This window comes from Neptunicoccus cionae (assembly GCF_014643735.1).
GTDB classification, from domain to species: Bacteria; Pseudomonadota; Alphaproteobacteria; order Rhodobacterales; family Rhodobacteraceae; genus Amylibacter; species Amylibacter cionae.
Map to the genome: position 1 here is coordinate 55,968 of NZ_BMKA01000010.1, position 25,829 is coordinate 81,796.

The window sequence follows — 25,829 nt, forward strand, 5'->3', positions numbered from 1 at the left end:
CCTTTGCGTCGAGCTTAGCAAATGTCCAGACGCCGCCCCGTCCGACAGACACGCCATGCCCGCCACCCTATCGGGCAACCAGCTTTTCACCACCGTCCTCTCGCAGCATCGCTTCCATTTCATCCAATCCATCGACAGCAGAGCGCATCTGCGCCTCATCATCCACGCCCACTGTCTCGGCATCCACAACCTGGCCCCCAAAGTCCATTTCTATCTGTCGCTGTTCCTCGGCGATAACGGCTTGAACGACGGGCGCGGTTTTCTTTGCGTCGATGTCGGTTTGCCCTGAAGATTGGCCGCGGCCCGCAACGTGGCTTGCGCTGTCCACAACCGCGTCAGTTTCAGGTCCACTTGGTCCGTTCGCAGGCGGTGTCATCGGCATGGCACGCACACTCAGTGGGAGATTCCCCTGCGGGCCACCTCCCCCCGGCTTCGGAAACGGCAGCTCCCCCGTCTGTGCCGCGTGGATCGCCTTGAACAGCCGATCGTCGAAGTACTGGATCCGCTTTGCCCGGACCGGCATCTGGGCATCGATCACCATGACAATCTCGTCGAGGGGCAGACGGCGCGCTTCATCTTCGGGCAACAAAGAGCTTTCTTCGGTCCGTGTGGATTGGCTGCGGCCCTCGAAGGGGTTCTTACCGATGGACTGCGAACGCGTGATTACCGTCTTGGTGGTCTTGCCAACCGCCTTGCTCAGCTCCTCGACGGTTTTTTCATCCGAAGGCGTCAGGTAGAGCTTCACGCCCGCGTTGCCCTGCAGCGCACGGCGGGTGTTCTCGCCATAGATTTCATCGAGGGCGGGGATCGTCTGCGTGACCACGGCAAGGTGACCGCGATAGGTTCGCAGGGTCTCGATGCTCTCGACCACGATGGGCATCTTGCCGAGACGGTTGAACTCGTCGAGCATGATCATCACTGGCCACGGCTCGTCTGGCCCGGGATCCTTTTCCTGCATGGCCGAGAGCAGGTCGGAGAAAAACAGCCGGATCAGCGGCGCGAGGGGTTTGACCATCAGCGGCTGGACCACGAGATAGACCGAAAAGGGCTTCTTGCGGATTGTCCGGAAATCAAAGTCCGACACCGCCGTCGCCTCATCGATGGCCGGGTTCTGCCACTGGTCCAGCCCCGAGGTCATCAGGAGCGAGACGTAAGAGGTCAGCGTATCGTTGTTGGTCGAGGCCAGCCGGGTGAAGATCAGCTTGGCGGCCCGGTTATCCACCTCGTGGCCGCGCGCGAAGTATTCCTTCTGCTTGTTCCCGCCCGACGCCGCGATGCGGTAGATCTCGCCCAAGGTGGGGCGCTTGCGCTGGAACGCCAGCAGGCCTGCTGCCACGAAGAGATCGATGCCGCCCTTGAGGAGGCCCTGCACCCGGTCATTGTCGCTCTGCAGGAACAGCGTCGCGAGAAGCTGCAATTCCATCTGCTGGCGCGCGGGATCTTTCAGTTGATAGATGCGCAGGAGCGGGTTGTAACGATGCGTGCGCTTGCCCTCCCAATCGGTGGGGGCAAAGCGATAGACCTTGTCGCCTTGGGCTGCGCGATGCCGGGCCGTGGCCTCAAAGCACTCGCCCTTCACATCGAGCGTCACGGCAGAGCCTTGCCAGGTCAGCAGGTTCGGAATAACGAAGCCCGTGGTCTTGCCGCGGCCCGTGGGCGCCACAATCAGCGCATGGGGGAAGACCTTGGAGCAAATGTAATTGGCGCGGGAGCCGGGCGGCCCAAGTTTGCCGAGGATGAACCCGGTCCCGGGCGCCCCGAAGAACCCATTGGCCTTCATCTCGCGCGCGGTCTGCCAATGGGTCTGGCCAAAGCGTGTCAGGGCGGACCCCGAGAGGGCGAGGCTCAGCATCAGGCCGGCGGCGGCAAAGCTGCCGATGATCAGGTGAATAAGTTGTGCGTCCTCCGGGCGGCGATCGAGGATCGCCAGATAGTTATGCGCGATATAGGCAAAGTCGATCTCGGCCCCGAAGCCGATATCCTGGTAGGTCAGCACCGCGGAGGCGATGGTATAGCCCATGGCGGCGGTCACCAGCGTCACAAGCAGGACGCCCGTGGCGATCCGCGCTTTTCCCATGGAGGCGCTCAATGGACCTGACCCCGCTCGGTCTCGCCATCCACGTCTGTGGTGCGGTGTTTTTCGTATTCGGTGTCGGCAAGATCATCGACCACCTGGCGCAAGGCCTCCGTGTTGGCCGTCGCGGCATCCGATTGCAGGTAAACCTTGGCGACATAGAGCCGGTCGAGGCGGTCCTCGAGAACCTTTTCCAGCGCATCGGCATCGCCGGATGTGAGGCGGCCCAATTGGCGGTCATCCAGCACCCGCGCGATCTCCTCGCGGAAGGCGTCCCGCTCCGCCTCGGTCTCGAAGGGCGCGGACAACTCTCCCGCCCGCTCATGGTCCAGGACGCGCGCAATCTCGCCTGCGAGGCGGTCGGACCGGTCAAACTGCGGTGCAGTTTCACCGCGGGCTGCGAGGAGTGCGTCGCGCGTGCCAGACCCAAGCCCCTCGCGCAACTCGTTTTCGCGGCGGACCTGATTGATGACCTCCGTGTCGCGGATCTCGACGACGGCCGCATAGGTCGCGCCGAGCCCGCGGGCGAGGTGGGACGGCATGTCCGGATAGCGCGCGCGCAAGTCATCCGTGACAGCATCTGCAACGGGCGTGCGGAGGTCGCGTCCCTCCATGATCCGGTCGACTTCTCGGGTGATCTCGCTGGCGCGGGCCGCATCGGTGATGGTCTCCCTGTAGGGCTCAGACCGGTCCATCACATCGCCAGGGCGTGCAAGCAGCTCCGGGTGTGCTTCGAGATACGCGCGCTGCTCCGTCTCGATCCGGCGCTCCGCTCGCGATACAACCTCCCAATCCCGGTCCTCAATCTGCTGCGCTGTCAGGCCGTCTGCGCGCATCTCCTGACGGATTGTCCCTTCCATCGCCCGGACCGCGCCCTCATGATAATGGAACCGCTCGCTGTCCGGTTCCGCTTCCATGACACCATCCCGGCGCAGCACCTGTTCGCGTTCCAGCAGCGTGCCGAGCGCGACATGCACATCGTTGAGAATGTCGCGCGCCTGTTCCAGATCGGCGCGGCGCTCGAGGTTCAGATCGCGCGCCTCGGCCACCTTAGAGAGATCATCTGCGATCCATTGATGCTCCAGCGCGGCGCTCGAGGCCCCGGTTTCGATCCGGGCCACCACTTCCGATGTGCTGATCCCGGTGCCCCGTAGTGCTACGTCAATGCGCGATCTCAGATCGGGCTCTGCCAGACGCTCGCGCTGGCTGGCGTCGATATTGGCTTCGGAATAGATCCCGCCCTCCGAGGGAGTCTCTGACAGCGTGGATGATCGCAAACCGAGAGGCTGCATGTGCTGGACCTGCGTCTGGATGTCGATGAGGCGTTTTTCCAGCACGGGACGTTCCGCGTCAGACTTCTCGGCGATCATGCCCTGCACTCGCGCGAGCTTTTCCGCATAGAGGCTTCTCAGATCCTCGAAGCTTTGATCCTCGGCCATATACACATCTCCTGTTCGGTCCATCTGTCCGCCATGCGCCAGCACCTCGCCCGCGCGGAAGAGTGCCGCGGCGATGTCTGCCCGGGCCTCCCGGGAGGCCTCTGCGGCAAGCGAATGGTAGACGGTTCTGGTGTTGGCGATCTCCGCCAGCGTCCGGGTCAGGTCGGCCCCCACACGTTCCCGCTCGCGGGGTGCCCGCCCCTCTTCTTTCGCCGCATAAACCTCGCTGGTGCGGGCCGGGTAATGCACGACGCCGCGATCCACCCGCCGCGTGGCCTCCAGCCGCACACCATACTTCTCGGCCTCCTCGACCATGGCGAGGCGGAAGTCGTCATAGTTGAAGCGGTGGTTGCGCCCCAGAAAGAAGAACTCGCCTTCCTGCGAGCGGCGGTTCAGCACCAGATGCGCATGGGGGTGATCCCGGTCCTCATGCACCGCGATGATGTAGTCGAAATGCCCCGCGTCGGTCTGGAAGAACCGCTCGGCCACATCCGTTGCGATGTCGCGCACATCCTCCCCGCGCGTGCCGATGGGGAAGGACATGAGCATGTGTGTGGTCTGGCCCAGCTTGGGCTTGAAGCCCGCATCCCACCGCTTGGCAAAGCGCTCGGTCAGGTCCTTGATGTCGCCCGCCTCGAGCTTCGCCTTGCCATCGAGGAACCCGCTACTGTCCACGATATGGGTGGACTTGGTCGTGAGGTAATCGAGCTGGTTTGCGAGCTGCGATTTGGTATGCGTGCCGCCGCCCCGGATCGCCTTGAAGACCGCTGGCCGGTGCCCTGCAGCCGCGCGCACAAGCTGGCTCTGCTTGGCGACATGCAGCCCCTGCATCGAGCCCCGGATCCGGCTCCAGCCGTCCCGGAAGACCTCGCCTGTGACAGCGTCAACCGCATCATTCAGCCGCATGGGCAAACTCCCTCAGCGCGGCCGTGGCCTGCAGCTGCATCGCGTCTCGACGGCGGCGCAGGAGCAGATCGATCTCGTCTGCAGAATCCAGAATGAACCTCGCCAGCCCGCGCATCTGCGCAAGACGCAGTTCCGTGAACTCGGCACTCGTGCCTCCCATGGCCCCCTGCCCTTGCCGGTTGGCCTGCGTCATCTGCTTGGCGATCTGCGCGACCCCATTGCCGACCTCGTGCAGCGAGGCGCGGTAGCGCGCCATCTCGGCCGCCATCTGCGCGTCCGGAACGAACACCCCACCCGCCGCCTGAATGAGCCGCCGCAGCCCCTCGGCCCGGCTCTCGATCCCCGCCTTCGCCAACACCGCGTCGAGGACTGCGAGCTCTGCAGTGGTCACCTTCACACTGACAGCGGAGACCGGGATCGCAGCATCCACTTGGCGCTCGGCATCGGCTTTGAGCGTGTACTGGATCGCCCGCACCGAAACGCCAAACCGTTCCGCCAGCACTGAAGTGGAAACGCCTTCCGCAGCTTCGCGAACGATCTCCATGCGGTCCGCATCTGTGAGACGTTTTGAGCGCGACATGCGAAGAAAGACCCCCTATTTCCTGCCACCTTCATACAAGGCTGCCCCACCATACGATACTATATCCGACTGTCAATAATATACTTACGTTGCTTCTGGTCTCCGCAGCCTTGTATTCCGCTTCAGGCCGCGGCCCGCAGGGACGCGGCCCTTCTGCCCTCACCACCGGGCAACCCACCTGACCCAAGGGTACCGTCCGCCTGTACCGCCCGAGGGTCTGGCCGAACACGCATGTGTTCGGACGGAAACGCGGGCGGGCGCAAACCCCACCGACAGGGCGGACAGGCAGGGTCAAGGAGGGCCAGATTTGGCTTGCCAAATCTCCGCCGCAAAAACCGGCAGGCCCCGGCCTGACTGTTTTTGCGGATGGCCCCCTTGAGGCTGGCTGGACGGTCTGTCGCGATCTCTTTGATCTTGGCGGCGTTCGACCCACGAACGCGCAGCGACCGACACCTGGGGGTCGCCACCGGCAATCAACCCCGCCGGTGACGGCGTCCCTGGAACAGGGACAGGGCCGCCTGACGGCGGCCCATCCTCGTCAGAGGATTTAGTCCTGCGGTTCCTTCGAACTCGGCGGGAACATCACCAGCTCCGAAACCGCGACCGGAAAGTCGAGCTTGAGGCTGAAGAACTCCGAGCCGTCCCCGTTGCGGGTGTTGCGGAACATGGCACCCACGCGTTGGAAGCGAGTGCGTTCCTGGCCGTCATTGTCGGTGAACTTGACGGGAACGGTGGCGACGTAGTGGTTGGTCATTTGGGTATCTCCTTTTTGCGATGGGGATCTCACAGCACGGGGGCAAGAGGCCCGGTCGCAAGCGCAAATGCGGAGGGTCCGCGCCAAAGGCGTGGAAGCCGTATTTGTGCTTGCCGGAGCGAAGCGGAGGGCACGGCCGGACCGACCCCGTGCGATCCACATCAGTGAGCAAAAAGGTGTGACTCGGATGGCCAGTCCCATCACGCAGACGCCACTGGCCTCGTTCATGTCGAGGCGACGCGCCCGGTGGGTTCACACCGCCACATACGGGGGCCATGTTCCGGATTGCCATCGATCTGGAGGGGCTGCTCTTCTGCCTCAAGCTCGGCTTTTAGAGCGAGGTATGACTGCGTGGTGAAGGTCCCTCTTTGCGATGACCCCAAGCCAATCCACCGGGTATGGGTTGCTGGCAGGGGACCCGGAAACAAGGGTTCAGGAGTAAAGGACAGTGTCGGGCAGTGGTCAGTTCAAGAATTCTGCGAGCGGTCTGCCAGTAGCACGAAGCAGAGCAACGATCATCGCCTCGACTATTACGCGCCCAAGCTTTCGAGGATGGACTTCGTCTCCGGCATGCGCTTCAGCGAATTGTCGATGTGTGCGCGCCAGCGCGGGCCGACCTCTAGTGCGGTGGCATAAGCCTGGGCCAGATCATCAGGGCGGTCCTCGGCCATTGCCTCGATCAGGAAGGCCGCTTGCTCTCGATCCTTGGCCGACTTGAGGCTGCCGGCCCCGTCACGCCGCCGATCGGCGATGATCAGCTTGTGGATCGCATAGCGCTCTGGACGCGGGACCTGCACGAGAATGCCGGATCGATAGATCGCCGCCGCATGGATCGGCTCGGCGATCAGGAAGTTGAGATAGTTCAATCCTTGGGCGTTAACGCCCAATGCTGGCAGATCCCGGATGGTCTCATCTCCGAACGCCGGAGTGAGAAACTCGACCAACTGGCCACTGCCACCCTGGGCCCATCGCCAAGTCCGACCTTGGTCAAGAGCCGGTAAGGGATCAAATTTGAGTGCCGCGAAGGTCTCGGCCAAACCCGGATCGGCCTGATCCTGCAAGGCGACGCTGAGCTTCTCGAATTGCGCGATGTCGATATCGCCGGTGTTGGCCATGCCGCCCAGGGGCAGGCGGACGCCAAGCTCGCCTTCATAGAGCCGGAACGCATTCGTCCCGACAATCGTACCGCCCAGCCGGAAGGTCCCGGCACCTGCCATTGCGGAGAGGATCGAGCCGGTCGCCCGGTCGGTCGGCGTCATGCCTTCGGCGCGCAAGAGTCGGACCAGCCGCGACCGCTCAGCCTGTCGGTCCTTGGCAGTCGCGCGCAGCTCCTCGATACGCTCGATGCGCGCGCGCGTCTCATCACTGTTTTCGCCGATATAGATGAAGCGCATCTCGGTTCCGACACGGCGGGCCGCGTACCAGTAGGCCTTGTCGCCGCGCTCTTTAAGCGTTGGTTTGCCCTCCACACCGGATAGGGCGTCATCCTTCAGGAGCCGCACCAGATCGGTGTAGGCGCTCATCGCGATACTGCTAAGAGGGGTCATGCCTATCATTTCCAAATTTTGCTTGGCACACATATACCTATCAAAACAGGAAATTGCTAGGCAAGGCGAAAAATAGACTTCAGCGATGCGCGCTCCGCACCTCAAGACCACCCCGAAACCGGACACCAGGAAACGCAAAGGCCAGGCCCCCACTGACACGTCTCTTGATCAGCGTTGAGCGATGAAGCAGCGACACCCGCCTCTGAGAAACGAAAAAGGGCCGCGCCACGCGCGACCCTCTCAGTTCATGTCTCCGAAGTCTTCTTCGCCGGATCGGCGACCCGCATGACCGTCAGCCCTTTCGCCTCGGCCTTCTGCCCGAGGTTCAGCGCCACGCCATTGCCGCCGAAGAGAACAACCCCCGTCGCGGCAAACTTGTCGTCCAGCAACTCGTCGTTGCACTTGAAGGGTGCCGCCCGCCCGTGTGCAGACCAGCGCGGATCGAACCGGGCCTGCGCGACCCCACGCGCCCGGGCCCACCGGGCCGCGATCATCTCCGCCCCATGCTTGCCACCCTTGTGGCAGAGGAAGATTTCCTGATTGCGGTTCTGTTTGATCCGCTCGCGAACCTTGTCGAGCGTGTTGAAGATCACATCGATATCGGTCCAGTCGGTCGCGCCCGAGACGATCAAGGGGACCCCCTCGACCTTCGACTTCGCAGCCGTCTCGCGATCATGCTGCTCCAGGAGCTGACGGGCCTCGAAGACGGCCCCGGTCTCTTGCGCCCGAGCGCTGGCGCGTGACCCTGCCGCCGGGATGAAGGCATGGCCCGTCTCGATCTCGTAGCATTCCGCCGCCGCCTCGCTCATCACCTCGATGGCGCTGACGATCTCCCGCAGGTGCAGGAAGCGGGCTTGCGCTTCTTCGAGAGCAGTTTCAGCAATCTCCGATCCATCGTGGGATTTTGCCAGGGCACCGATCTTGTCGGCGGTGCGATCCACTTCCTTGCCAAGCGCCACCTTGCGCCGCTGCAGGATCGTGGCGAGCCCGTGGGCCAGCGGTTCGATTTCTGCCTCGAGGCCGGTGCTGCGCAACTGCCCGAGCAAGGTCTCGAAGGTTTCGCGGATGATGCTGTCCTTCAGGATGTGATCTTCCGGGATCGGCAGATGGGCGTCCTTCTCGGTCAGCCCGAAAAGCTCGATGGTCTCGTAGGTGTTCGCTTGATCGTAAGCCATGTTCATTCTCCAGATATTGGGTTCGACCACCACGTGAGTGTGGTGGCATGGCCGAATGTCTGGTTTCCGAATCTGCCCGGGTCAGGGACGGCGCAGCCGCCGGCTTGCCGGGCGCAAAAGTTTTCCGAGCGCAGCACCCGACACATGCGCGCGCTCACGCACGGGTTCACTCCGCGCCACAGGCCCCGCCCTCGTCGAAAAGTTTTGCGATCCTTGAGGCGGGCTGATTTGGGGGCCATCCGGAGGATATGCTTCCGCGCTCATGTGTGTGTGTTTTGACGGTAGGTTTGCCCGACACGAGCAGGCAAACGGCGCGAGCGGACGCGGAAGACGGATGGAGCGGCGGGATCGTTTTGCCCAGCAAAACAGACCGCAGCGCAATCCGGCGGAGCGGCCGGGGAGCGACGTGCTCGCGAGACGGGCAAACCGGGATGCCGGGTGCTGCGCCGCGGTGAGGCCGCATGGCCGAATGCGCGACGGACCGAAGGGCCGTTCTCACCTGCGACACGCGAAGCCGAACAGGGGAGGCCGCAAGGCTAAACCAAAGAAAAACTTGGCAACAAGTTCCTTCAAGCAAGCCGAATAAACAAGTTAGTGTCTCGCAAGGCGCCTATTGATCTCCCTGATGGGAAGTCTGCATCTTGGGTGATCACGAACCGCTTCGAGACCCGACATGAGGAGGGCGGTCGAACAAACCTCGTGACGTTCCATCTCATCGAAGACCCACAAGACGCCGTGCATCGCGATTTCTTGGCGCTCGGCCTCAGCCCTGAGCGCACCGTCTCCGGTAAGGAGAACCCAATCCCTTCCAGCCGCCAGGCAAAATGCAAAGACATCTGGCGTCGATAACATAGCTTTCGCCCGCTTCAGCTCTGTCGCACGTGCGGTTTCTTCTGGCGTGAGCTCTTCCACTCTCAGACCCAGATCGATCAGATCAGGACCCATCCAGTCGAGGAGTTCCGCTTCATAAAGAATATCTGGGACAACAAAATCATAGGGGAGATCAAAGAGCCTCGCCGTCAGCGAGGCTCTTTCAATGTCGATCAGGACGGAGGTATCAGAAACAAGAACTTGCACATGGGCACTATGCCATGTGGTCCAACCGTTCTTCCAGTTCTTTTACTCGTATTTCGAGAAGCTCAGCCGCGCGAGACAACCCAATCAATCCCTCGGAGAGGGCACGAAAACACAACCTCTGAAAGCGGTCCGGTTCTTCTCGCTCCCACGGAATGGAATTTGGCTCCTCGAACGGCTCATCCCGCCAACCACGTTGCTTATAGACCTTGAACAGGCGCGCAAAGGTTGCCTGGTTGATAATCTCCAAATCCTTGCATCGATACGTCAGCGCTTGAATGCTGACGCCAAACCGATCCTTCAGACTAATGAGCTCACCAATGCTTATGTCCGTTCTGCGGGCACCAATCTCCTGCCGTAGCACTTCTGCCGGAACGAGGAATGCACCAGCAAATCGATTTGCGGCGCGTTCTGAATCGCACCCTTCGGCGACTTTAAGAACCATGTGGCCCAATTCGTGAGCTAAACTGAAGCGCTTCCGCTCAGACCAGGTCTTCTTCTTGATCATGATAACACGGGCGGAGTGATGCTCTTTTCGACGCACTTTCGCCGCAAGCCCGTCAATCCGATCGACATCCAAAGATAGCACTTTGATCCCGTGCTCCTCGAGGAGTTCGGCAAGCATTGGAATCGGGTCATGACCCAGCTGCCAAGAAGCACGCATGTTGCGAGCCGCGTCCTCGGCATCACGAACATCGGCCACCCAATAGGGTGCTTCGTGCGGGGCATCCCATTCCTGGCTCGAAAGATTCAGCAAGCTTTCGACAGCTAGGTACTTTTCAACCATATTGAGCGTCTTGGCTTCGATCGTCGCGATCTCTTTGGCTGACGAGCTGGCTGACTTGCGAAACTCAACGCCCTCCAACTCAAGCTCATCATCGCTGAGCAGGAAATCCACAGAGACGCCGAGTGCTCGGGCAAGACTCAGCAGCACGCCCGATCCAGGCATGCCTTCATTGCGCTCGTACTTGCCTATGGCTTGAGCGGACACCTTGTTCTCCATGGCATCGGAAAGTGCACGTAGCGAGAGGCCAGATGCCGCCCGGGCTCCTTTGAGTCTCTTGCCAATCATAACGTCCTCCCAGTGGGTGGTTTACATTTCACCCATATGATTGATATTTTGTAAACTACAACGCTTGAAAGCGCGGCAGATTGTCCCTAAGTTGTAACACGAAGCCAAAACGAAGGCAAATTTGTAAACCGCCAAGTCGCCCCAAGAGGCGCTGAACAGGCAAAGAACCGAGGAAGCAGCCATGAACGCACCGTTTGCGGGCGACCTGCCGAAAGGAATTCAGAAGATTACGGCACTGCCGGACCCCGGTCTGGCAGAACTCTGGGACTCAATCATCGTCGAAGCCGAGATGAAGGAGCGCCTGCTCTCTCAGGCGGTGCTAAATTTCACAATGCGACCAAAGATGAGCCGAGCCGTGTTGCCGCTCCATGGCGTCCTTCTCCTGGTTGGCGCACCCGGGACGGGCAAGACTTCGCTCGCGCGAGGGTTGGCCAACCGAACAGCGGCGGCTTTCAAGGGTGGAAGCTTTCAACTGGTTGAGGTGGAAGCGCATGGATTGACGAGTTCCGCCATGGGGAAAACGCAACGGGCGGTTTCTGACCTTTTTGCGCAGACCCTCTCAGAACTTGCTAATGCAGGTCCGACGATTGTGCTGCTGGATGAGGTGGAAACACTTGCGGTCGACCGGTCTAGGCTCAGCCTTGATGCCAACCCTGTTGACATTCATCGAGCCACGGACGCCGTACTGGTACAGCTCGACCTGCTGGCAGAATCTCACAAAAACCTGCTATTTGTGGCGACCAGTAACTACCCGGAAGCCGTGGACGATGCCTTCGTTTCCCGATGCGATCTGGTACTTGAAGTACCTCTTCCAGGGAAAGAAGCCTGCAAGACGATTTTGCGGGAGTGTCTCTTGGGGCTTGGCAGCACCTATCCTGAGATTGAAGAGCTGACCAAGGACCATGGCTTCGATACATGCGCCGGCGAATTCGTCGGTCTTGACGGAAGGGCGATCCGAAAAACGGTTGCGAACGCGCTCGCCTCGAACACTCAGGTGGCACTGAACCCCGGCTCGGTAACACTGTCTCAGTTGGTAAAAGCCGCGAAATCAGCCCAAATCAACAAAAAAGCAAATCGGGGGAAGTGATGGCAACTGTAACCCGCAGAACATTCCGGAGCTCACCGCATCGCGACGCCGTGGCCACATGGGCGACCATCAGCGACTTGCTCACCCGGACAAATACCGGCGCGCAACAGGAACTCGGCATTGTCGCTGGCATTGCAAGCAGCGTTATCGCGGACAAAGCCTGCGAAAACTCACCAATCATTGTCAGCTGTGAGGGACCGCAAACGCGCATCTACTGCATTTACGACGACGATGCGATCGATGGGTCGGATGCAAACGAAGACGTGCTCGGTTTTGATCCGCTGAAAGGTGATTGGTCGATTTCACTGCCATGTGAACCCGATGACCTCGATTGGGTCCAATCAGCTCTGAAACAGAAGGGTGAGCGCATCACGGCCCGCGACAAAACTGAAACCAAGAAGCAAGACACCATGAACAGTTCGCAAGGTGCGGCGCTCGAAATTGATCTCGAGGGGTTGTTGAAACCATGACATCGGTCATCACGTATTCCCGCACCCAGTCCGTCACGTATGTGGCCGACAACGTCCTAAAAAGTCTGAAGGATATCATTAGGCTAAGCGGCATGAACCCGGCCAACCTTATGGACACGGCCGAGAGCAAAATGCGGGCACTGAAGACCTGGCTAGGCACTGGTGATCTCGAACGGATTACGCTGGAAATCTACGATCCCAGAACTGACAAGCTAGTTCGCAAGTGGGATATCGAGGTGACATACAGCTGGTCGGCCGGAGACGGATCGTTTTACACCGACACGGATCAGTTGAGGTTTGCAATCAAGAAAGCGGGGCTTGCGCCAGAAAACGCCGCATATCGCGTGCTCCTTTACACCAGAGATGGCAGGCCAGACGTCGAAGGTTGGAGCCCCACGACAGCCCGCTCCACCGATGGCATGGTTCGCCAAAGTCTCGGGTCCACAATTGAACACAATGGATTGGGCGCTTCGGCGTCCTATTGGAGGCAGGCATCATGATTTCACTCCCGGACGCATTCAAGAAATTCAAAAGCCGAATGGAGTTGAACGAAAAGGAGCGGCAGAACGCATCCAAGCGTCAGAAAGAAGTCCGCGAACACCTGGATGCCGCCTTTCGGATTGACCGCAGCTTTTTGACAGGAAGCTATGCCCGCTGGACCAAAACCAAGCCACTGAAGGATGTCGATATCTTCTTCGTTCTCGGAGAGGATGAAGAACACTATCGAGACAAACACCCCGACAAGATACTGACCGCGTTCCACGACACGCTGGTTGACGTTTATGGAAGAAGCGCCGTCAAAAAACAGGGCCGCTCCGTGGGTGTGGACTTTGGTGTTGTCGTCGATTCCGACGACAACACAGATTATCGGGTTGTAAGCGTGGATACTGTGCCCGCATTCGCAAAGGGAGACGACTACGAAATCCCAAACAACACAACCGGGAAGTGGATGGGCACAAACCCCGAAATTCATGCACAGAAAGCCGTCGAAGCCCACCAAGCCTATGGCAATGAGTGGAAGGGCTTGGTGCGCATGGTCAAGTACTGGAACCAGAACAGCCGCCACGGAGAAAAACCCATCAAGCCGTCCTTTCTGATCGAGGTGATGGCGATGGAATGCCTTCATGGTGGTTGGGGAGGTTCACACGACCGCGAAATCCAAGCGTTCTTCGCGACGCTGCGCGACCGAATTCACGAGGATTGGCCAGATCCGGCCGGGCTCGGGTCTCCTGTTAGCGATCGAATGGACGCGGCGATGGTAAAGCGCGCCCAGACAATTCTGGATCAGGCAAACCGCGACATCGCTGCCGCAATCCACTTGGCGCGCCAGGGAAAGAACGGAGACGCTCTGAAAGCGTGGCGCGCTTTCTTCGGACCAAAATTCCCGCTGTCTTAGAAGGAAAAATTAATGGCTGAATGGTCGCTATCACAACTTCTATCGTCGTTGCACGAGGATATTCAGCATCGGCTGTCGACAGCGCGAAAGTCGTTCAAGCATCCTGTTGCGAAAGGAGATGCCAGCGAAGCCATATGGATGGGCATGCTCGCCCAGTACCTGCCCGAAAGGTATCAGGTCGCAAGCGCACACGTGGTGGACAGCCAGGGAAACTTCAGCGACCAGATTGATGCCGTGGTCTTTGACCGCCAGTATTCGCCATTCATCTTCACGTACGAAGAACAACTCATCGTTCCAGCTGAGAGCGTCTATGCAGTATTCGAGGCAAAGCAGACGGCAGATGCCGGTCTTGTGAAGTATGCCCAAGACAAGGTCGCATCTGTCCGAAACCTGCATCGGACCAGCCTACCAATCCCGCATGCTGGCGGGGTCTACCCACCAAAACAACTCATTCCCATCATTGGCGGGCTTCTGACATTCGAGAGCGAGTGGAAACCTCCCTTGGGTGCATCGTTCGAAAGGGTCCTAAACGAAGGCGAAGATGATAGACGGTTGGACATCGGGTGTGTTGCCTCCCACGGGCATTTTGTGTTCGACGAAGACAAGGGTTACGACCTGGTTGAGGGTGCGAAACCGGCAACTGCCTTCTTGTTCGCGTTGATCTCGCACCTCCAGTTCAGCGGCACTGTGCCGATGATCGATATCGACGCCTATGGAGATTGGCTGACCAAATAGTTGCCGCAAAGGTTCTCTATCTGCGGCCGTCAATTCAAGGGCGTATTTCGGTCTCATCGGGTTCATGGTTCTCTCCGAGGTCGGTGTTGCCGCCTCATAGTGGCGTCGGGGACTGGTGCCTCAAAACGGTCCGCTGCGAGGTCGCCTGGGGTCAGGCGCATCGACATTCGACAGCGAGGTCATCCTGCCACCGTCCCGATGGGACGTCTTTACACCCGGACGGGCGTATTCGGTTTTGAGCTATCTCATGCGGGCAGCTCCTCTTTGGTCCAGGCGAAGGTCGTCCCGTCGCGCCAGATGCGTGTCAAGATGACAGCCAGCTTTCTGGCCGTTGCGACGATGGCTTTCTTCATTCCCTTCCGCGCGACAAGCCGCATGGCCCAGGCTTTGAGGGGTGAGAAGCGCGACACTCGTTGGATCAGGATGTTGGCCGCTTCGTAAAGCAGCTTGCGCATTGTGCCGTCACCGCGTTTGGAGATGCGCCCCGACCAATCCATTTCGCCGGATTGATATCGCCTCGGGGTCAGTCCCAAATAAGCTCCAACGTCTGTTGCTTTGCGGAAGCGTGTCACATCATCAATCGTCGCGATGAAGCGCAGGCTCACGATCGGCCCAACGCCGGGAATGCTGGTCAGCCGCCGCGCCAGTGGGACGTCCTTCGCAAGCTGCTGCACCTTTGCGTCAATCGCTGTGGCTTCAAGACAGACAGTTTCATGCACGGTGATCAATGAGGCGAAGATCATCTCCAAGCTTGGTTCGCCCTTTATTGCCGCCCCAAGCTGGTCGCGGAAGCTCTGTCGGCTATACCCGGCATTTACCGGCCCAAGTCGGATCCCATAAGCCTTCAAAAGTCCACGCACTTGGCCTTCAATATCCATCCGGATGCGGATCAACCGCTCTCGTGCCGAAAGTATGAGGCGCAACTGATCGCTCGCCTCGCTCTTTACATGAACTTCACCATACCAACCCGTGCGGGCCAGTTGCGCCAGACCGACAGCATCCGATTTGTCAGACTTGTTCATCCGCGCTGAGAGCACTTTGTGGGCGGCGCGCGCATCAATGCAGACAACCGGCGCCCCCCGTTTGGCCAATTCCCGCGTCAACCAGGTCGACAGCGGGCCAGACTCGTGCACGATCTTCTCAACATCACCAACCGCTGTAGCGATGGTTCGAACAATCTCATCCGGATCGGTCGGGCAAGTGCTCTCAAGAATGATCGCGCCCGTATCATCCACAATACAAAGCGCACTTTGCTCTTGCGCGACATCAATTCCAACGTACCGTTTCATGGTGGTTCTCCTGTGGCTCTGAAGTTTCATCATCGACACTAACGATGTTCGAAACCTCGAAGCCGGATTCGCCGCAGATACGCCATGTCCGCTAACGTGTGCCGCATCGCAGTGGGCCAATCGCTGCTGAGTGGCAGATTCGAGCCGTCCATGATCTGACGATCCGACCGCAGATGATGGCTCCCGGTTCCGCAAAGGACACCTCCTGCGCATCGCTGTTGCCTGCATATCCCCGGCGATTTGCGATTTTGACCCAATTCCCTCGCCAGCTGAATCAACTCACGAATTACCAAAACGGGGAGCCGGTTTATCGTGATCTTACACGGTGTTGCCAGGCCGCAGGGGCATGGTTTCTCGCTCGGGGCGCTTCAAGGCTTCGGCAAGTTTGCGAGCATTGTCGTCAATCGTGCCGTGCCAGAGCTTCGAGACAAACGCCCGGGCGTCTTGCACCTTCATGTCGTTCAGCGAAGAGGACAGCGCCATGAAGAGCTCGTCCTCGCTGATGGTGGACGCACGGTGCATGGCGTCCGCGTAAAATGACGGATCGTTCAGGACCTGCTCGCTCAGCGGCATCAGCGCGAGGTTCTCTTCCGGTATCGCCATGAAGATCGTGTCCTGCAGGTCGGTCAGATAAGCACGCCGCGATGTGGACACCGGCTTGCCCGCCGCCTTGGCCTCTCTGTATGCCAGCCTTGTCGTCTCGAGCTTCGACTTGGCAAAAGACATGATAACATCGCGCTTTCGGGCGGGTAGCGCGAATTCGGTCCAGCGCTCGATATGGGCGGTGAGGATCTCAACCTCGGCCGCGACATCAAAGTTGTCAAACCATGGAACCGTCCCTGATCTCGCCGCCACGCGCCCGCCCCCGATACTACGTTAATATATTATTGTATAGCAATCGCACCAGATTGCAAGCGGGTGGGCTCCTTCACGCAAACGGACATGGAAAAAGGGAAACCGTGATCCCACGGCTCCCCTTGCTACTCGAATGTTCAAGCCTCGTGATATGATCAGGCGACCAGCGACAGCCCCGCGCCTCCATCCTGCGGCTGCTCACCACCGTCGATGAACGGGATGATCGAGAAGGTCTTGCCGCCGCGCTGTTCTTCGTTCTGCACGGCGTTGACCCGCAGATCGCCATCGGGCGTGTTGATCAGCAGCGACAGGTAGTCATTGCCCGTGCGGCTGCTCTTGGCCATCCAGGCAGACCCGACGCGGATCGGCTTGCCGCGGGGCGAGCTGACCTCGACCCGGTAATCGGGATGGGTGTCCTCGGACTTGTAGTCGTTCTCGATCAGCATGAAATCGAGGTCGAACATCATGTTGGCGATGTAACCCGCGAAGGCGTTGTCGGCGTCCATCGCGGTCAACTCGCCCGAGATTGAGCCGGATTTCATGAGGCCGTTCGAGACAAGCGGGATGATCTCGAATTCGCCGCTCTGCGCCGCACGCGCCTCCTGGGTCTGCACCGCATTGACACGGAACGGGCCGAGACCCACGTCGATCTGCATCGAGATGTAGGGGTTGCCACTGGTATTGCCGGTCTCGTTCCAGGCCGTACCGATGCGCACCTTGCGGCCCGACTTGTTGACCGCGGTCACGTCGTAATCCGGGCTGCGCGCGGACATCTTCGGGCGTTTTTCAAGCTGGATGGCGATATCGAAACGCGTCGAATGGATCACGCCAGAGTATTGAGCGGCTGCGGTCTCGACATTGCGGGTGAGGGTTCCTGCGAACATGGGATGGTTCCTTTTGGATTGGCCGGTGCCTGACGTCCTTGCCAGCGCATCCGGGATTGCTTTTTCGACCCCTCCTGGGATCACAAACCAGAAAGCTCGCTTTCCTTTCTTCCCAACCTTCAGTTCAGCGCTGGTGCCTGAGAGATTGTGCCACCTCCCCGCCGTGTACGACGCCCCTCCCCTGCCCGTCTGGTCTCAAATGGCTGTCCTGGGTATTCTCGTCGCCCTCCTCCGGTCCCGCGATGAAGAACTCTGCCTCATCCCCGTTCAACCGCTGCCCGCTGCGGTCGGTCAGCCCGATGGTGCTGCCGTTCGGCTCAAACGTGATCAGGTACTGGCCGAATCTGTCCTTGTGCACGCGGTAGCCGGTGTTGGCCCAATGTACGGTCTGACCTGCATCGATGGCGGCTTTAATCTCTTCGAGTGTCATGATCGTCCCCTCGCCTATTCTGCTGCCACTGAAGTTACGTCCCGCGTGGCGTCTGGTCCGGTTCCAACAATCCGGGAGAGGATGCCCAATATGTCGACACCGTCCCCATGCGGCAGGAACACACGAAGCTGGAAGGCGATGATCTCCGTGAAACACCCCATGGCCTTGAGACCCTCGATCATGCCCTTGTCGGCGCCGCACAGCTCGAGGCGCACCTCGCCTGCCACCCGACGGCGGGTCAGGGTCAGGCCGTGGCCCAAATCGACCTGGGCAGTGGTGCCCAGGGCGGCGGTCAGCATTTCTTCTGGGGTTTGTGGGTTGGAGACGAGGAAGCGTGCGCGCAGCGCTGCCGCCCCTTCCTCGCTCAGCGTGCGGCCGATCATGCTGGTTCCGCCGTCGGGCGTGACCCGGTAGATGCGCTCATTGGTGGTCGGGATGTCCTTCCAGATCGGCAAGAGCAGCCCGGTCAGCAGGTAGAGCTTGGTCGTGGTGGTTTTTGGCAGAGCAGCTGCTTCATCATCCCAGAGCCGGATGAATTCGGACTTCCCGATCTTTTCCCAGGCGGAGGCTTCAAACCGGGTCTCCTCGAGATAACTGGACCCGTTGGGCCGCACCGCCTTGCGCATCAGTGTGACGATATCCTCGTCATACATCTGCATGGGCCGCGCCGAGACGAGCGCCGCGCGGCCAGACGCGCGGTTGACCATCGGCTGTTTGTCCGGATCGCGCGAGAGCGCTTCATCCGCGGACAGCACATGCACCGGGTCCGTCACCTCGAGCCCGATGATCCGCGTCACCGCGCCGGATTTCGGGCAGGTCCAGAGGTCCTCCGCCCCGACCTGTTCGATCTTTTCGCCGCGCAGGGTTTCGACGCCGAGATCGAGCGTACCCGCCGCCCGCGCCCGTTCGGTCTGATCGGCGATCCGCCTCATGAACTCTGTAAAGAGCGCGTTCTGCATGTGGATCGGCAGCGCCAGCACCCGGTTGAGGAACCGTTGGATCGGGGGAAGCTCTTCGAGCAGCACCCCGTCCTTGTCGATCAGCCGCAGGGCTGTCCAGTCGGTGAAGCTCTCGTAGCTCATCGCGGCGGCGCGTCCGGCGGCAAGATCGGCGTAGTAGCCGCGCAGCGCCGCCCGCGCGATCGGGCTTTCGAGATTGTCCTCCTCGCGGAACATGCCTTGCGAGCCGGTTTCTCGCTGGCCCTTGGTGAGCGCCCCCAGCTGGTCGAGCCGTTTGCTGATCGTCGAAGTAAAACGCTTCTCGCCATGCACATCCGAGGTGCAGACCCGGAAGAAGGGCGCGCTGACCTGGGCCGAGCGATGCGTGCGGCCCAGCCCCTGGATGGCGGCATCCGCGCGCCAGCCGGGCTCAAGCAGGTAGTGCCGTCGCCGCTTCTGGTTCTTCGCGGTCTGAGCTGCATGATAGGACCGGCCCGTGCCGCCCGCATCGGAGAAGATCAGGACATCCTTCTCGCCGTCCATGAAGGCTTGGGTCTCGGAGGAATTGCTGCTGGCGGCGCGCTTCTCGATGAAGAGATGACCGTCCTCGGCCTTCAGTGGCCGGATCGATCGGCCCGTGACTTCCGCCACGGCCTCGTCGCCGAAGGCCCAGAGGATCTGATCGAGCGCCGAGGGGATCGGCGCCAGCGTCATCAGTTCCATCATTGCCGCATCGCGCAGGGCGAGCGCCTCGCGCGAGACGACCAGCGCGCCGGTCTCGTCGCGCAAGGGTTCCGCAACCATGTTGCCGTCGATCTCGACCAGCTTTTGCGCATGGATCGGGAAGGCCTGCTCAAGATAACCCAGCACGTAGTCGCGAGGCGTCAGGGCACCCTCAACGAGTTCATCCTCCGGATCCATGGTCTCAAGTCGCCGCTTCAACAGGCTCTCACCCGTCGAGACCACCTGGATGACGCAAGCCTTGCCTGCCGACAGATCTTCCTCGATGGCACGGACGATGCTCGGGGCCTTCATGCCCATTAGGAGATGATTGAAGAACCGTTGTTTCGTGCCCTCGAAGCGGGACTTAGCCGAGGCGCGTGCGGCGGAGGCATTGGTCTCGCCCGAGGCGTCATTGACGCCGGTGGCAGTCAGGGCTGCCTCGAGATTTCGGTGGATCGTGCGAAACGCACCCGCATAGGCGTCGTAGATCTCGGTTTGGGCCGGGGTCAGCGCATGTTCCAGCACGTCATATTCCACCCCGTCAAAGCTGAGCGCGCGGGCCGTGTAGAGCCCGAGCGTCTTGAGATCGCGTGCGACCACCTCCATGGCAGCCACGCCGCCGGCTTCCATCGCCGAGACGAAACTCTCGCGGCTCGGGAAGGGGTATTCGGGACCCTGACCCCAGAGCCCCAGCCGCGCGGCATAGGCGAGGTTGTGCACGCTCGTCGCCCCCGTGGCCGATATGTAGAAGACGCGGACGCGGGGCGCGGCAAGTTGCAACCGCAGCCCGGCGAGGCCCTGCTGGGAGGGTTTGACCCCCCTGCCCTGCTCGGACCCGGCCGCGTTCTGCATGGCATGCGCCTCATCAAAAGCCAGCACGCCCTCGAACCCGTCACCCATCCAGTCGAGGATCTGGCTGAGCCGTGTGGTACCGCATTTGCCCGCCGAACGCAGCGTGGCGTAGGTCACGAAAAGGATGCCGTCACCCATCGGGATGGGCTGATCCGGTTTCCATTTCGACAGCGGCTGAATGTCGGCGGGCGAGCCGCCGAGATCGGTCCAGTCGCGGATGGCGTCCTCGATGAGCGTGGCGGACTTCGAGACCCAGACGGCCTTACGGCGTCCGGCGAGCCATCCCGCGAGGATCAGCCCCGCACATTCGCGGCCCTTGCCGCAGCCGGTGCCGTCACCGAGAAAGTAGCCGAGGCGATAGGAGCGCGCATCCGGGTCATGATCGGCACGCGTCAGCTTGGTCTGGTCGTCATCGATGGTGAAACGCCCTGGCAGATCGCACCCATGGGCATCATTGGCCATGATGATGGTCTCAAGCTGCGCCTCGGAGAGGTGGCCCTCTTCGATAAGGCGGGCGGGCAGCCGCAACGGCTCGGTGGCCTCATAGGATGGCACCGGCGGCGCGACCGAGGCCATGGCGATGCTTTCAACGAGCGGCGTGGGGTGTTCCCGTGCGCCCATGATCTCGATCCGCTGCGGACGGTAGCGCGCATAGATGTCCGAGACCGGCGTGTTGTCGCGCGGGGCCTCAAGGCTTGTGAAGTTGAGCGGGATAGCGGCATTGGCCCGGGGTTTGGAGGCGGCGACAGCACCGGCGGCGGTCTTGCGCGCGACAGATGCTGGAACGACCGGCCGCCCGTGAGAGATCGCTGCCGCCCGTTGGGCGGGGCGCATCTCGGGCCGGCTCGCAGCCACGGCGTCGACATATGGCAAGGCCTCTTGGAGATCGTGCACTTCGGTGCGGATCAGCTCATCCTCTTCCTGCACCTTGTCGAAGACCAAGAGCTGGGTCTCCACTGAGGTGCCGAGCTTGCGATACACCTGCCCCGGGAGGGTCAGCGCGAGGCGTGGGGTCAGGAGCCCACAGGCGCGCGACCAATGCGCGGCATCACGGTCGGGTGTGAACCCAGGCGGCATAATCGCCACCAGCCGCCCCCCGGGCGCGAGGCGCTTCGCGGCAGCGATGAGATGCTTGGCGGCGATGTGCTTGTCCCTTGAGCGATCGACCGAAGAGGCAAAGGGCGGGTTCATGACCACGACATCGGGCAGGCTCGGGGTCTGCAGAATATCGTCGATATGCTCGCCGTCATGACCCGTCACGTCGCCCCCGAAGACGGCCCGCAGCAGGCGCTGGCGAAAGGGATCGATCTCGTTGAGCAGAAGCTTGGCACCGGCGCGGGTGGCGAAAGCGGCCAGGGCGCCAGTTCCGGCGGATGGTTCGAGCACGGTCTCGCCCTTGCGGACCGCAGCCGCCCGCACGGCCAGGGACGCGAATGGCAACGGCGTGGAGAATTGCTGCAACCGGATCTGCTGCTCTGACCGGCGGGTTTCCGTCAGGAGCCGCGAGGCGAGCAGCTTTGCAGCGGCAATACCACCCTCGGTGCCGTCACCACGCAGCAACCCCTGAACAGCCGCAGCCTGCATCATGTCATAGGCCATGCGCCAGTCCCACGCGCCACTGGCATCGCTGCCATGAAACGCCTCCCGCATGATACGGGCAAGCGCCGAACTGCGCAGGGGCTGGTGATCAATCTCCGCTCCAATCTGCCTCAGAGCGGTGGAAAGATCGGGATCGGAGAAGGTAAGAACTGGGTTTGTTGGGGTTGGCTTGGCCATGGGGTTTGTCCTTTGGATCAGGGTCTGAGTTCCAAAAGACAAAAAGCCCCCTCTACACTTTGTAAGAGCAGAGAGGGCTCGAAGGAAGCGCCGGTGCCTGATGGTCTAGTCGTTCAATCCTCCTGCCCCGCCAGGAACTCCGCCAACACCGGGCTGGCCGCGCCCTTTGCGGAGCTGAGGAGCACCGATCCAGTAAGCGAGGCTTTCGACAGGCGCACGAGACCGCGCGTTTCTTCGATGCGGTAACAGCGGCGTTTCTGCCGACCGCGCCTGTAGTGGGTCACGGTGACGATCTGGCAGGTGCTGCCATCGGTGAGCGTCACAGGGGCGGCGAGCTTGATCCTGTCACCTTCCTCGTAGTCCGGGATCGCAGCCCAGTCCCGGCAGCGCCGGCGCCAGGCATGGGCATAGCTGTCGGGGTCCTTGAGTTCGGACAGCAGGGCGAGGAGGTTGAGCGGCGCGCGGGACTCGATGGGACCAACGCTTTCCTCCATGTCCTTGTAGCCCCAGCAGCCGTCATCGTATCGGGTGAGGAATACGGCACCGAAGGTGATGGAGCCGTCAGGGTCTGTGACATAGGTCGCATCCTCGACCGGAGATCCGTGGGGGTTTGTGACCCTCGCTGCCGCGTACCAGGTTGAACCCACCTTGCAGGCCTTGAGCAGTTCTGTCTTTCGGATGTCGGTCTCGAAGGTACAGAGCCGTGTCATTTCCGCTTTCTCATCCGCGTAGGTCTGGACTCGGCGGTCGGTGTAAAAGAGCCATCCCACTATGCCGCCCTCCGATCATCGAGCTCCATCAGCGCATCGAGCGGCACGCGATAGGGCTGCATCGTGTCGAAATCCTCGCAATTGCCGCAGTTCTGGACGATCGCGAAGGTGTCACAGGCATCCTTGAGGATGACTCGGAAGGTACCCCCGAGACCCGAGGGCACATCATAGGCTCCGCCGATGAGATAGTCCGAGGCCCGGCGCACGAAGACGCGGATGCTGTGACCATCCGTGGCGAGCCGGATCGTGCCCTGCCCCCGGTCGATGAGCACCTGCACGTCGTCCAGGATGTCCGTGTAGAACTGCCCGGTCAGGTCGCGAAACGCCATGCGGCGCTGCGCCATCCAGTCGGTGTCCCGAAACGGGTTCATGCCATCGGCAAAGGCGAAGGAGGGATCCGCCTGCTCGGTGGTGACAATGCGCGTGGTCGTGCCGTCGATGCCGTTCGAGCGCAGATGCACGCCATTGCCGACGATGAGGATCAGGGCGGGCCTGTCCACGGGTCCGTTCCAGTTGGGAAGGAAGGTCTTGCAGGCGCGCGCATGGGCGATCTGCGCCGCGACGGCGGAGGCGGAGAACTTGAGAATAGCCATGGGGATGTCTTTCTGTTCGGTGTGGGAAAGGGTCGACCCGCGCGGTGGTTGAGCCTTGCGCGGGTCGAGGGGGTCGCTCAGGCCGCTTTCGCGACGTCAGTGTCAGGCTCCGAGGTTTCTACCGTGGGCGCTTCGTCCGTCGCGCTTCCGACGGTCTGCATCATCGGCGGGCACCAGGCGGCCACCGCGGCGCGCTGCGCGTAGGTGAGCGTGGCGAAGGGCTCGGCGAAGAGCTTGTCGCAGAAGGCGACGATCTCCTTCTTGCTCGACGAGGCCAGCGTCACCGCCTCCTGGGCAAGGCCCAGATCTTCTCCGAGGATTTTCAGGAGCCAGGCCTTCTTGAAGCGGTTGAACAGAGCCGCGTTCGGCGTCCAGTGGGCGCGGATGTCGGGCATGATCTCGATCTCGAAGTCATGCATGAGGCTGTCGCGCCGAGGATCCCGCGCGAAGCAGGATTGCGTGGTGCTTGCGGTGGCATAGGCGACAAGCTTGGCCTTCTCGCCTGCCTCCAGCGCGCGGAACGCCGCGAACTGATCGGCGGGCGCGCGGGTGTCATCGAGCCAGGACAGATCAAGCGCATCATGCGCCGCGGCCGCCTGCTCGAGCGAGGTGCCATCGATGTCGTCCATCTTGGCATGGCTGCGGTATTCCTTGCGGGCTTCGACCTTGATCGCCTGCGTGACATTCATGCCGCTGCCCAGAACGTCGCTCACCAGCTTGAAGAGGGTCAGATCGAGCGTGGCCTCGGGCTGCAACGCCATCGCGGCGCCAAGGGCCATCGCACGTTCGGTCTTGAGATCCTCGGCCAGCGACACCGGATAGGTGATCTCGCTTGGGTCGGGCTCGTCCTTGCCGGTCTGGTTCCCGGAAGGGCTGCGAGACGCCTCCTGCTTGTCCTCAGGGCGCACGAGGCCCACATGCAGCGTCACCTGTCCACTCGACCACGACGCAACCACGCCTGCGCGGGCGAGATCATCGGCGCTGTATGCCTCCTGAAGATCGCGTGCTTCGTCTTCCAAAGCGTCCACGCGTTCGTAGAGGGCGTTGTAGGCATCGTCCTCGAGGCCCTCATCCTCCATTTCGCGCTGCAGTTTCTCGAGCTCGGCGGTGATCTCATCCACGCGTTTCTGGACGGCCTCATCCGGCTCGACGGGGCCGGGGTAGACCCGGCCATACTCGGCCATCGTCGCGTAGTCATAGCGGATCATCGCATCGGCCCAGGCGAAGCCCATCTTCGCGCGCGCCTCCTCGGCGGCGACACCGAGCTTCTCGAGCAGGATCGTCTCGACCAGCGCGGCATCCTCGAGCACCGAATGCTCTTCCAGAAGGTCAGCCGCAACGGCGCCACCCCGTGCCTCGTAGTCCGCGCGCACGAAGGCCCCGATATCGTCGCTGACCTGCACGCCGCGGGATTTGAGAGCCTGACGGACGGTGTAGGCCTGCAGATAGCTGTCTTCCGTCGTGAGCGCCTCGAAGACCTCCTTCTGCACCTCCTGACTCGGATGCTCGGCAAAGGCCTTCATCGTATCGAGCGTGATCGCTTTGGCCCGGGCTGCGGCGCGGATGTCAGGGTGAATGAGGCCGTAGCGCAGCCGCCCCTTCACGGCGGCAACGGTGGTACCGAAGGTCTTGGCGATGGTCTCAGGCGTCTGGCCGTCGACCTCCATCATCCGGGCGAAGGCCTCGAACTCGTCGATCGCGTTCATCGGCGCCTGGGTGATGTTTTCGGCGAGCGACAGGGCCGTGGTCACGTCGCAATCCTCCGGCACAAGGCGGCAGTCGACCTTGGTTTTCGCGGTGACCCCTTTGGCGGCCTTGTCCGCGACCAGCTCCTTCAGCGCGGCATGGCGTCGGCCGCCGGCAAGCACAGCGTATTTGCCGTCGATCTTCTGGACCAGGAGCGGCTGCAGGAGACCCAGAACGGCGATACTGGCTTTCAGATGCGCGATGTTCTCGGAGTCATAGGTTTCCGGGGAGTTACTGCGCACGTTGGCGGGGTGGGCAGTCAGATCGCCAATAGCGACGGAGACGGGTTTGAAGCTTGCGGTCATGGGATGTCCTTTTCGATGGGTAGGGTGCGGCCAGCGCGACCTGCTGCGCGACCAATCCCCGGGTTCGGGGATCAAAAGGACAAAAGGCCCGCTTTGCCTTTTGAGGGGGCAGCGGGCCTTAGGAGGCTGAGAAATAGGTCTTGAGGCTACCCCTCGCCTACCAGTCGCGCGCCATCATGATGGTCAGCACACGCATGGTGGTTTCCGGGTTATCCGGGGCCTCGGCACCGTAGCGAAAATCGGAATCTGACTCATAGAAGTTTCCATGCAGGAGGTCGCGCTTAGCGGATAGGTTTGGCGCACAATCAAAAGAGAGGAGATTTCCAAGATGATGACACCATCTATTGCGGCGACCTGCT

Annotated in this window: 22 protein-coding genes; 5 read left to right on the top strand and 17 right to left on the bottom strand. The window is 61.3% G+C overall.

The window, feature by feature from the left end; genetic code table 11:
- Positions 1 to 67: 67 nt before the first annotated feature.
- The 8 genes from IEX10_RS19015 to IEX10_RS19050 form a co-directional block, all read right to left on the bottom strand.
- The gene (locus tag IEX10_RS19015) at positions 68 to 2,077 is read right to left on the bottom strand and encodes a type IV secretory system conjugative DNA transfer family protein (protein WP_188678818.1); all 2,010 of its coding nucleotides are present in this window, start codon (positions 2,075 to 2,077) and stop codon (positions 68 to 70) included.
- An 8-nt stretch (positions 2,078 to 2,085) separates the two neighbouring features.
- Positions 2,086 to 4,419, bottom strand: coding sequence for a relaxase/mobilization nuclease domain-containing protein (locus IEX10_RS19020; protein WP_188678820.1), 2,334 nt, complete (start codon positions 4,417 to 4,419; stop codon positions 2,086 to 2,088).
- Positions 4,406 to 4,999, bottom strand: a complete 594-nt coding sequence (locus tag IEX10_RS19025) for a helix-turn-helix domain-containing protein (RefSeq protein ID WP_188678822.1) — start codon at positions 4,997 to 4,999, stop codon at positions 4,406 to 4,408. Before IEX10_RS19025 ends, IEX10_RS19020 begins: the two co-directional genes overlap by 14 nt.
- Before the next feature lie 547 nt (positions 5,000 to 5,546).
- Positions 5,547 to 5,753 carry a hypothetical protein gene (locus IEX10_RS19030; protein WP_188678824.1) on the bottom strand — a complete coding sequence of 69 codons (207 nt, stop codon included), beginning with the start codon at positions 5,751 to 5,753 and terminating at the stop codon, positions 5,547 to 5,549.
- 530 nt (positions 5,754 to 6,283) lie between these two features.
- Positions 6,284 to 7,276, bottom strand: a complete 993-nt coding sequence (locus IEX10_RS19035) for a nucleotidyltransferase family protein (protein WP_268237055.1) — start codon at positions 7,274 to 7,276, stop codon at positions 6,284 to 6,286.
- A gap of 269 nt (positions 7,277 to 7,545) precedes the next feature.
- Complete coding sequence (locus IEX10_RS19040) at positions 7,546 to 8,475, bottom strand: DUF2493 domain-containing protein (RefSeq protein WP_188678828.1); 930 nt, start codon at positions 8,473 to 8,475, stop codon at positions 7,546 to 7,548.
- Between the two features lie 591 nt (positions 8,476 to 9,066).
- Positions 9,067 to 9,552: a PIN domain-containing protein gene (locus tag IEX10_RS19045; protein WP_188678830.1), complete on the bottom strand. Its 486-nt coding sequence runs from the start codon at positions 9,550 to 9,552 to the stop codon at positions 9,067 to 9,069.
- Between the two features lie 7 nt (positions 9,553 to 9,559).
- The gene (locus IEX10_RS19050) at positions 9,560 to 10,621 is read right to left on the bottom strand and encodes a helix-turn-helix domain-containing protein (protein WP_188678832.1); all 1,062 of its coding nucleotides are present in this window, start codon (positions 10,619 to 10,621) and stop codon (positions 9,560 to 9,562) included.
- A gap of 181 nt (positions 10,622 to 10,802) precedes the next feature.
- On the opposite strand from IEX10_RS19050, the gene IEX10_RS19055 reads away from it, so the two are divergent.
- From IEX10_RS19055 to IEX10_RS19075, 5 genes are read left to right on the top strand one after another with little or no spacing between them, the layout of a single operon-like run.
- Positions 10,803 to 11,708: an AAA family ATPase gene (locus tag IEX10_RS19055; RefSeq protein ID WP_099249429.1), complete on the top strand. Its 906-nt coding sequence runs from the start codon at positions 10,803 to 10,805 to the stop codon at positions 11,706 to 11,708.
- Positions 11,708 to 12,178: a CBASS system Cap8 protein gene (locus IEX10_RS19060; RefSeq protein WP_188678834.1), complete on the top strand. Its 471-nt coding sequence runs from the start codon at positions 11,708 to 11,710 to the stop codon at positions 12,176 to 12,178. The genes IEX10_RS19055 and IEX10_RS19060 overlap by 1 nt, the downstream gene beginning before the upstream one ends.
- Positions 12,175 to 12,678: an HORMA domain containing protein gene (locus IEX10_RS19065; protein WP_188678836.1), complete on the top strand. Its 504-nt coding sequence runs from the start codon at positions 12,175 to 12,177 to the stop codon at positions 12,676 to 12,678. The genes IEX10_RS19060 and IEX10_RS19065 overlap by 4 nt, the downstream gene beginning before the upstream one ends.
- A complete protein-coding gene (locus tag IEX10_RS19070) occupies positions 12,675 to 13,574 on the top strand; it encodes a CBASS oligonucleotide cyclase (RefSeq protein ID WP_188678838.1) in 900 nt (299 codons plus the stop codon). Before IEX10_RS19065 ends, IEX10_RS19070 begins: the two co-directional genes overlap by 4 nt.
- Before the next feature lie 12 nt (positions 13,575 to 13,586).
- Positions 13,587 to 14,309, top strand: coding sequence for a DUF6602 domain-containing protein (locus IEX10_RS19075; protein ID WP_099249422.1), 723 nt, complete (start codon positions 13,587 to 13,589; stop codon positions 14,307 to 14,309).
- Positions 14,310 to 14,554: 245 nt separating this feature from the next.
- On the opposite strand, the gene IEX10_RS19080 is transcribed toward IEX10_RS19075, so the two are convergent.
- The 9 genes from IEX10_RS19080 to IEX10_RS19120 form a co-directional block, all read right to left on the bottom strand.
- Positions 14,555 to 15,598, bottom strand: a complete 1,044-nt coding sequence (locus tag IEX10_RS19080; RefSeq protein ID WP_188678840.1) for an IS110 family RNA-guided transposase — start codon at positions 15,596 to 15,598, stop codon at positions 14,555 to 14,557.
- A gap of 318 nt (positions 15,599 to 15,916) precedes the next feature.
- Positions 15,917 to 16,453, bottom strand: coding sequence for a hypothetical protein (locus IEX10_RS19085; protein ID WP_229678650.1), 537 nt, complete (start codon positions 16,451 to 16,453; stop codon positions 15,917 to 15,919).
- A gap of 155 nt (positions 16,454 to 16,608) precedes the next feature.
- The gene (locus IEX10_RS19090; RefSeq protein ID WP_188678842.1) at positions 16,609 to 17,337 is read right to left on the bottom strand and encodes a DUF736 family protein; all 729 of its coding nucleotides are present in this window, start codon (positions 17,335 to 17,337) and stop codon (positions 16,609 to 16,611) included.
- A gap of 124 nt (positions 17,338 to 17,461) precedes the next feature.
- The gene (locus IEX10_RS19095) at positions 17,462 to 17,767 is read right to left on the bottom strand and encodes a hypothetical protein (RefSeq protein ID WP_188678844.1); all 306 of its coding nucleotides are present in this window, start codon (positions 17,765 to 17,767) and stop codon (positions 17,462 to 17,464) included.
- A gap of 14 nt (positions 17,768 to 17,781) precedes the next feature.
- Positions 17,782 to 22,056 carry a strawberry notch family protein gene (locus IEX10_RS19100; RefSeq protein WP_188678846.1) on the bottom strand — a complete coding sequence of 1,425 codons (4,275 nt, stop codon included), beginning with the start codon at positions 22,054 to 22,056 and terminating at the stop codon, positions 17,782 to 17,784.
- Between the two features lie 113 nt (positions 22,057 to 22,169).
- On the bottom strand, positions 22,170 to 22,826 hold the full coding sequence (locus IEX10_RS19105) for a DUF6927 domain-containing protein (RefSeq protein ID WP_188678848.1): 657 nt from the start codon (positions 22,824 to 22,826) through the stop codon (positions 22,170 to 22,172).
- A complete protein-coding gene (locus IEX10_RS19110) occupies positions 22,826 to 23,419 on the bottom strand; it encodes a regulator (protein WP_188678850.1) in 594 nt (197 codons plus the stop codon). The genes IEX10_RS19105 and IEX10_RS19110 overlap by 1 nt, the downstream gene beginning before the upstream one ends.
- A gap of 77 nt (positions 23,420 to 23,496) precedes the next feature.
- Positions 23,497 to 25,470: a ParB/RepB/Spo0J family partition protein gene (locus IEX10_RS19115; RefSeq protein ID WP_188678852.1), complete on the bottom strand. Its 1,974-nt coding sequence runs from the start codon at positions 25,468 to 25,470 to the stop codon at positions 23,497 to 23,499.
- Positions 25,471 to 25,627: 157 nt separating this feature from the next.
- A partial coding sequence (locus IEX10_RS19120; protein WP_188678854.1) for a DUF3768 domain-containing protein occupies positions 25,628 to 25,829 on the bottom strand: 202 nt, incomplete at its 5' end.

What these genes read in the sequence shown, in the direction of transcription:
- IEX10_RS19050 (WP_188678832.1), bottom strand. Translation starts at nt 10,621, where the DNA reads ATGATTGGCAAGAGACTCAAAGGAGCCCGGGCGGCATCTGGCCTCTCG.
- IEX10_RS19015 (WP_188678818.1), bottom strand. Translation starts at nt 2,077, where the DNA reads ATGGGAAAAGCGCGGATCGCCACGGGCGTCCTGCTTGTGACGCTGGTG.
- IEX10_RS19100 (WP_188678846.1), bottom strand. Translation starts at nt 22,056, where the DNA reads ATGGCCAAGCCAACCCCAACAAACCCAGTTCTTACCTTCTCCGATCCC.
- IEX10_RS19020 (WP_188678820.1), bottom strand. Translation starts at nt 4,419, where the DNA reads ATGCGGCTGAATGATGCGGTTGACGCTGTCACAGGCGAGGTCTTCCGG.
- IEX10_RS19060 (WP_188678834.1), top strand. Translation starts at nt 11,708, where the DNA reads ATGGCAACTGTAACCCGCAGAACATTCCGGAGCTCACCGCATCGCGAC.
- IEX10_RS19070 (WP_188678838.1), top strand. Translation starts at nt 12,675, where the DNA reads ATGATTTCACTCCCGGACGCATTCAAGAAATTCAAAAGCCGAATGGAG.
- IEX10_RS19075 (WP_099249422.1), top strand. Translation starts at nt 13,587, where the DNA reads ATGGCTGAATGGTCGCTATCACAACTTCTATCGTCGTTGCACGAGGAT.
- IEX10_RS19110 (WP_188678850.1), bottom strand. Translation starts at nt 23,419, where the DNA reads ATGGCTATTCTCAAGTTCTCCGCCTCCGCCGTCGCGGCGCAGATCGCC.
- IEX10_RS19025 (WP_188678822.1), bottom strand. Translation starts at nt 4,999, where the DNA reads ATGTCGCGCTCAAAACGTCTCACAGATGCGGACCGCATGGAGATCGTT.
- IEX10_RS19065 (WP_188678836.1), top strand. Translation starts at nt 12,175, where the DNA reads ATGACATCGGTCATCACGTATTCCCGCACCCAGTCCGTCACGTATGTG.
- IEX10_RS19080 (WP_188678840.1), bottom strand. Translation starts at nt 15,598, where the DNA reads ATGAAACGGTACGTTGGAATTGATGTCGCGCAAGAGCAAAGTGCGCTT.
- IEX10_RS19115 (WP_188678852.1), bottom strand. Translation starts at nt 25,470, where the DNA reads ATGACCGCAAGCTTCAAACCCGTCTCCGTCGCTATTGGCGATCTGACT.
- IEX10_RS19090 (WP_188678842.1), bottom strand. Translation starts at nt 17,337, where the DNA reads ATGTTCGCAGGAACCCTCACCCGCAATGTCGAGACCGCAGCCGCTCAA.
- IEX10_RS19095 (WP_188678844.1), bottom strand. Translation starts at nt 17,767, where the DNA reads ATGACACTCGAAGAGATTAAAGCCGCCATCGATGCAGGTCAGACCGTA.
- IEX10_RS19055 (WP_099249429.1), top strand. Translation starts at nt 10,803, where the DNA reads ATGAACGCACCGTTTGCGGGCGACCTGCCGAAAGGAATTCAGAAGATT.
- IEX10_RS19030 (WP_188678824.1), bottom strand. Translation starts at nt 5,753, where the DNA reads ATGACCAACCACTACGTCGCCACCGTTCCCGTCAAGTTCACCGACAAT.
- IEX10_RS19040 (WP_188678828.1), bottom strand. Translation starts at nt 8,475, where the DNA reads ATGGCTTACGATCAAGCGAACACCTACGAGACCATCGAGCTTTTCGGG.
- IEX10_RS19035 (WP_268237055.1), bottom strand. Translation starts at nt 7,276, where the DNA reads ATGAGCGCCTACACCGATCTGGTGCGGCTCCTGAAGGATGACGCCCTA.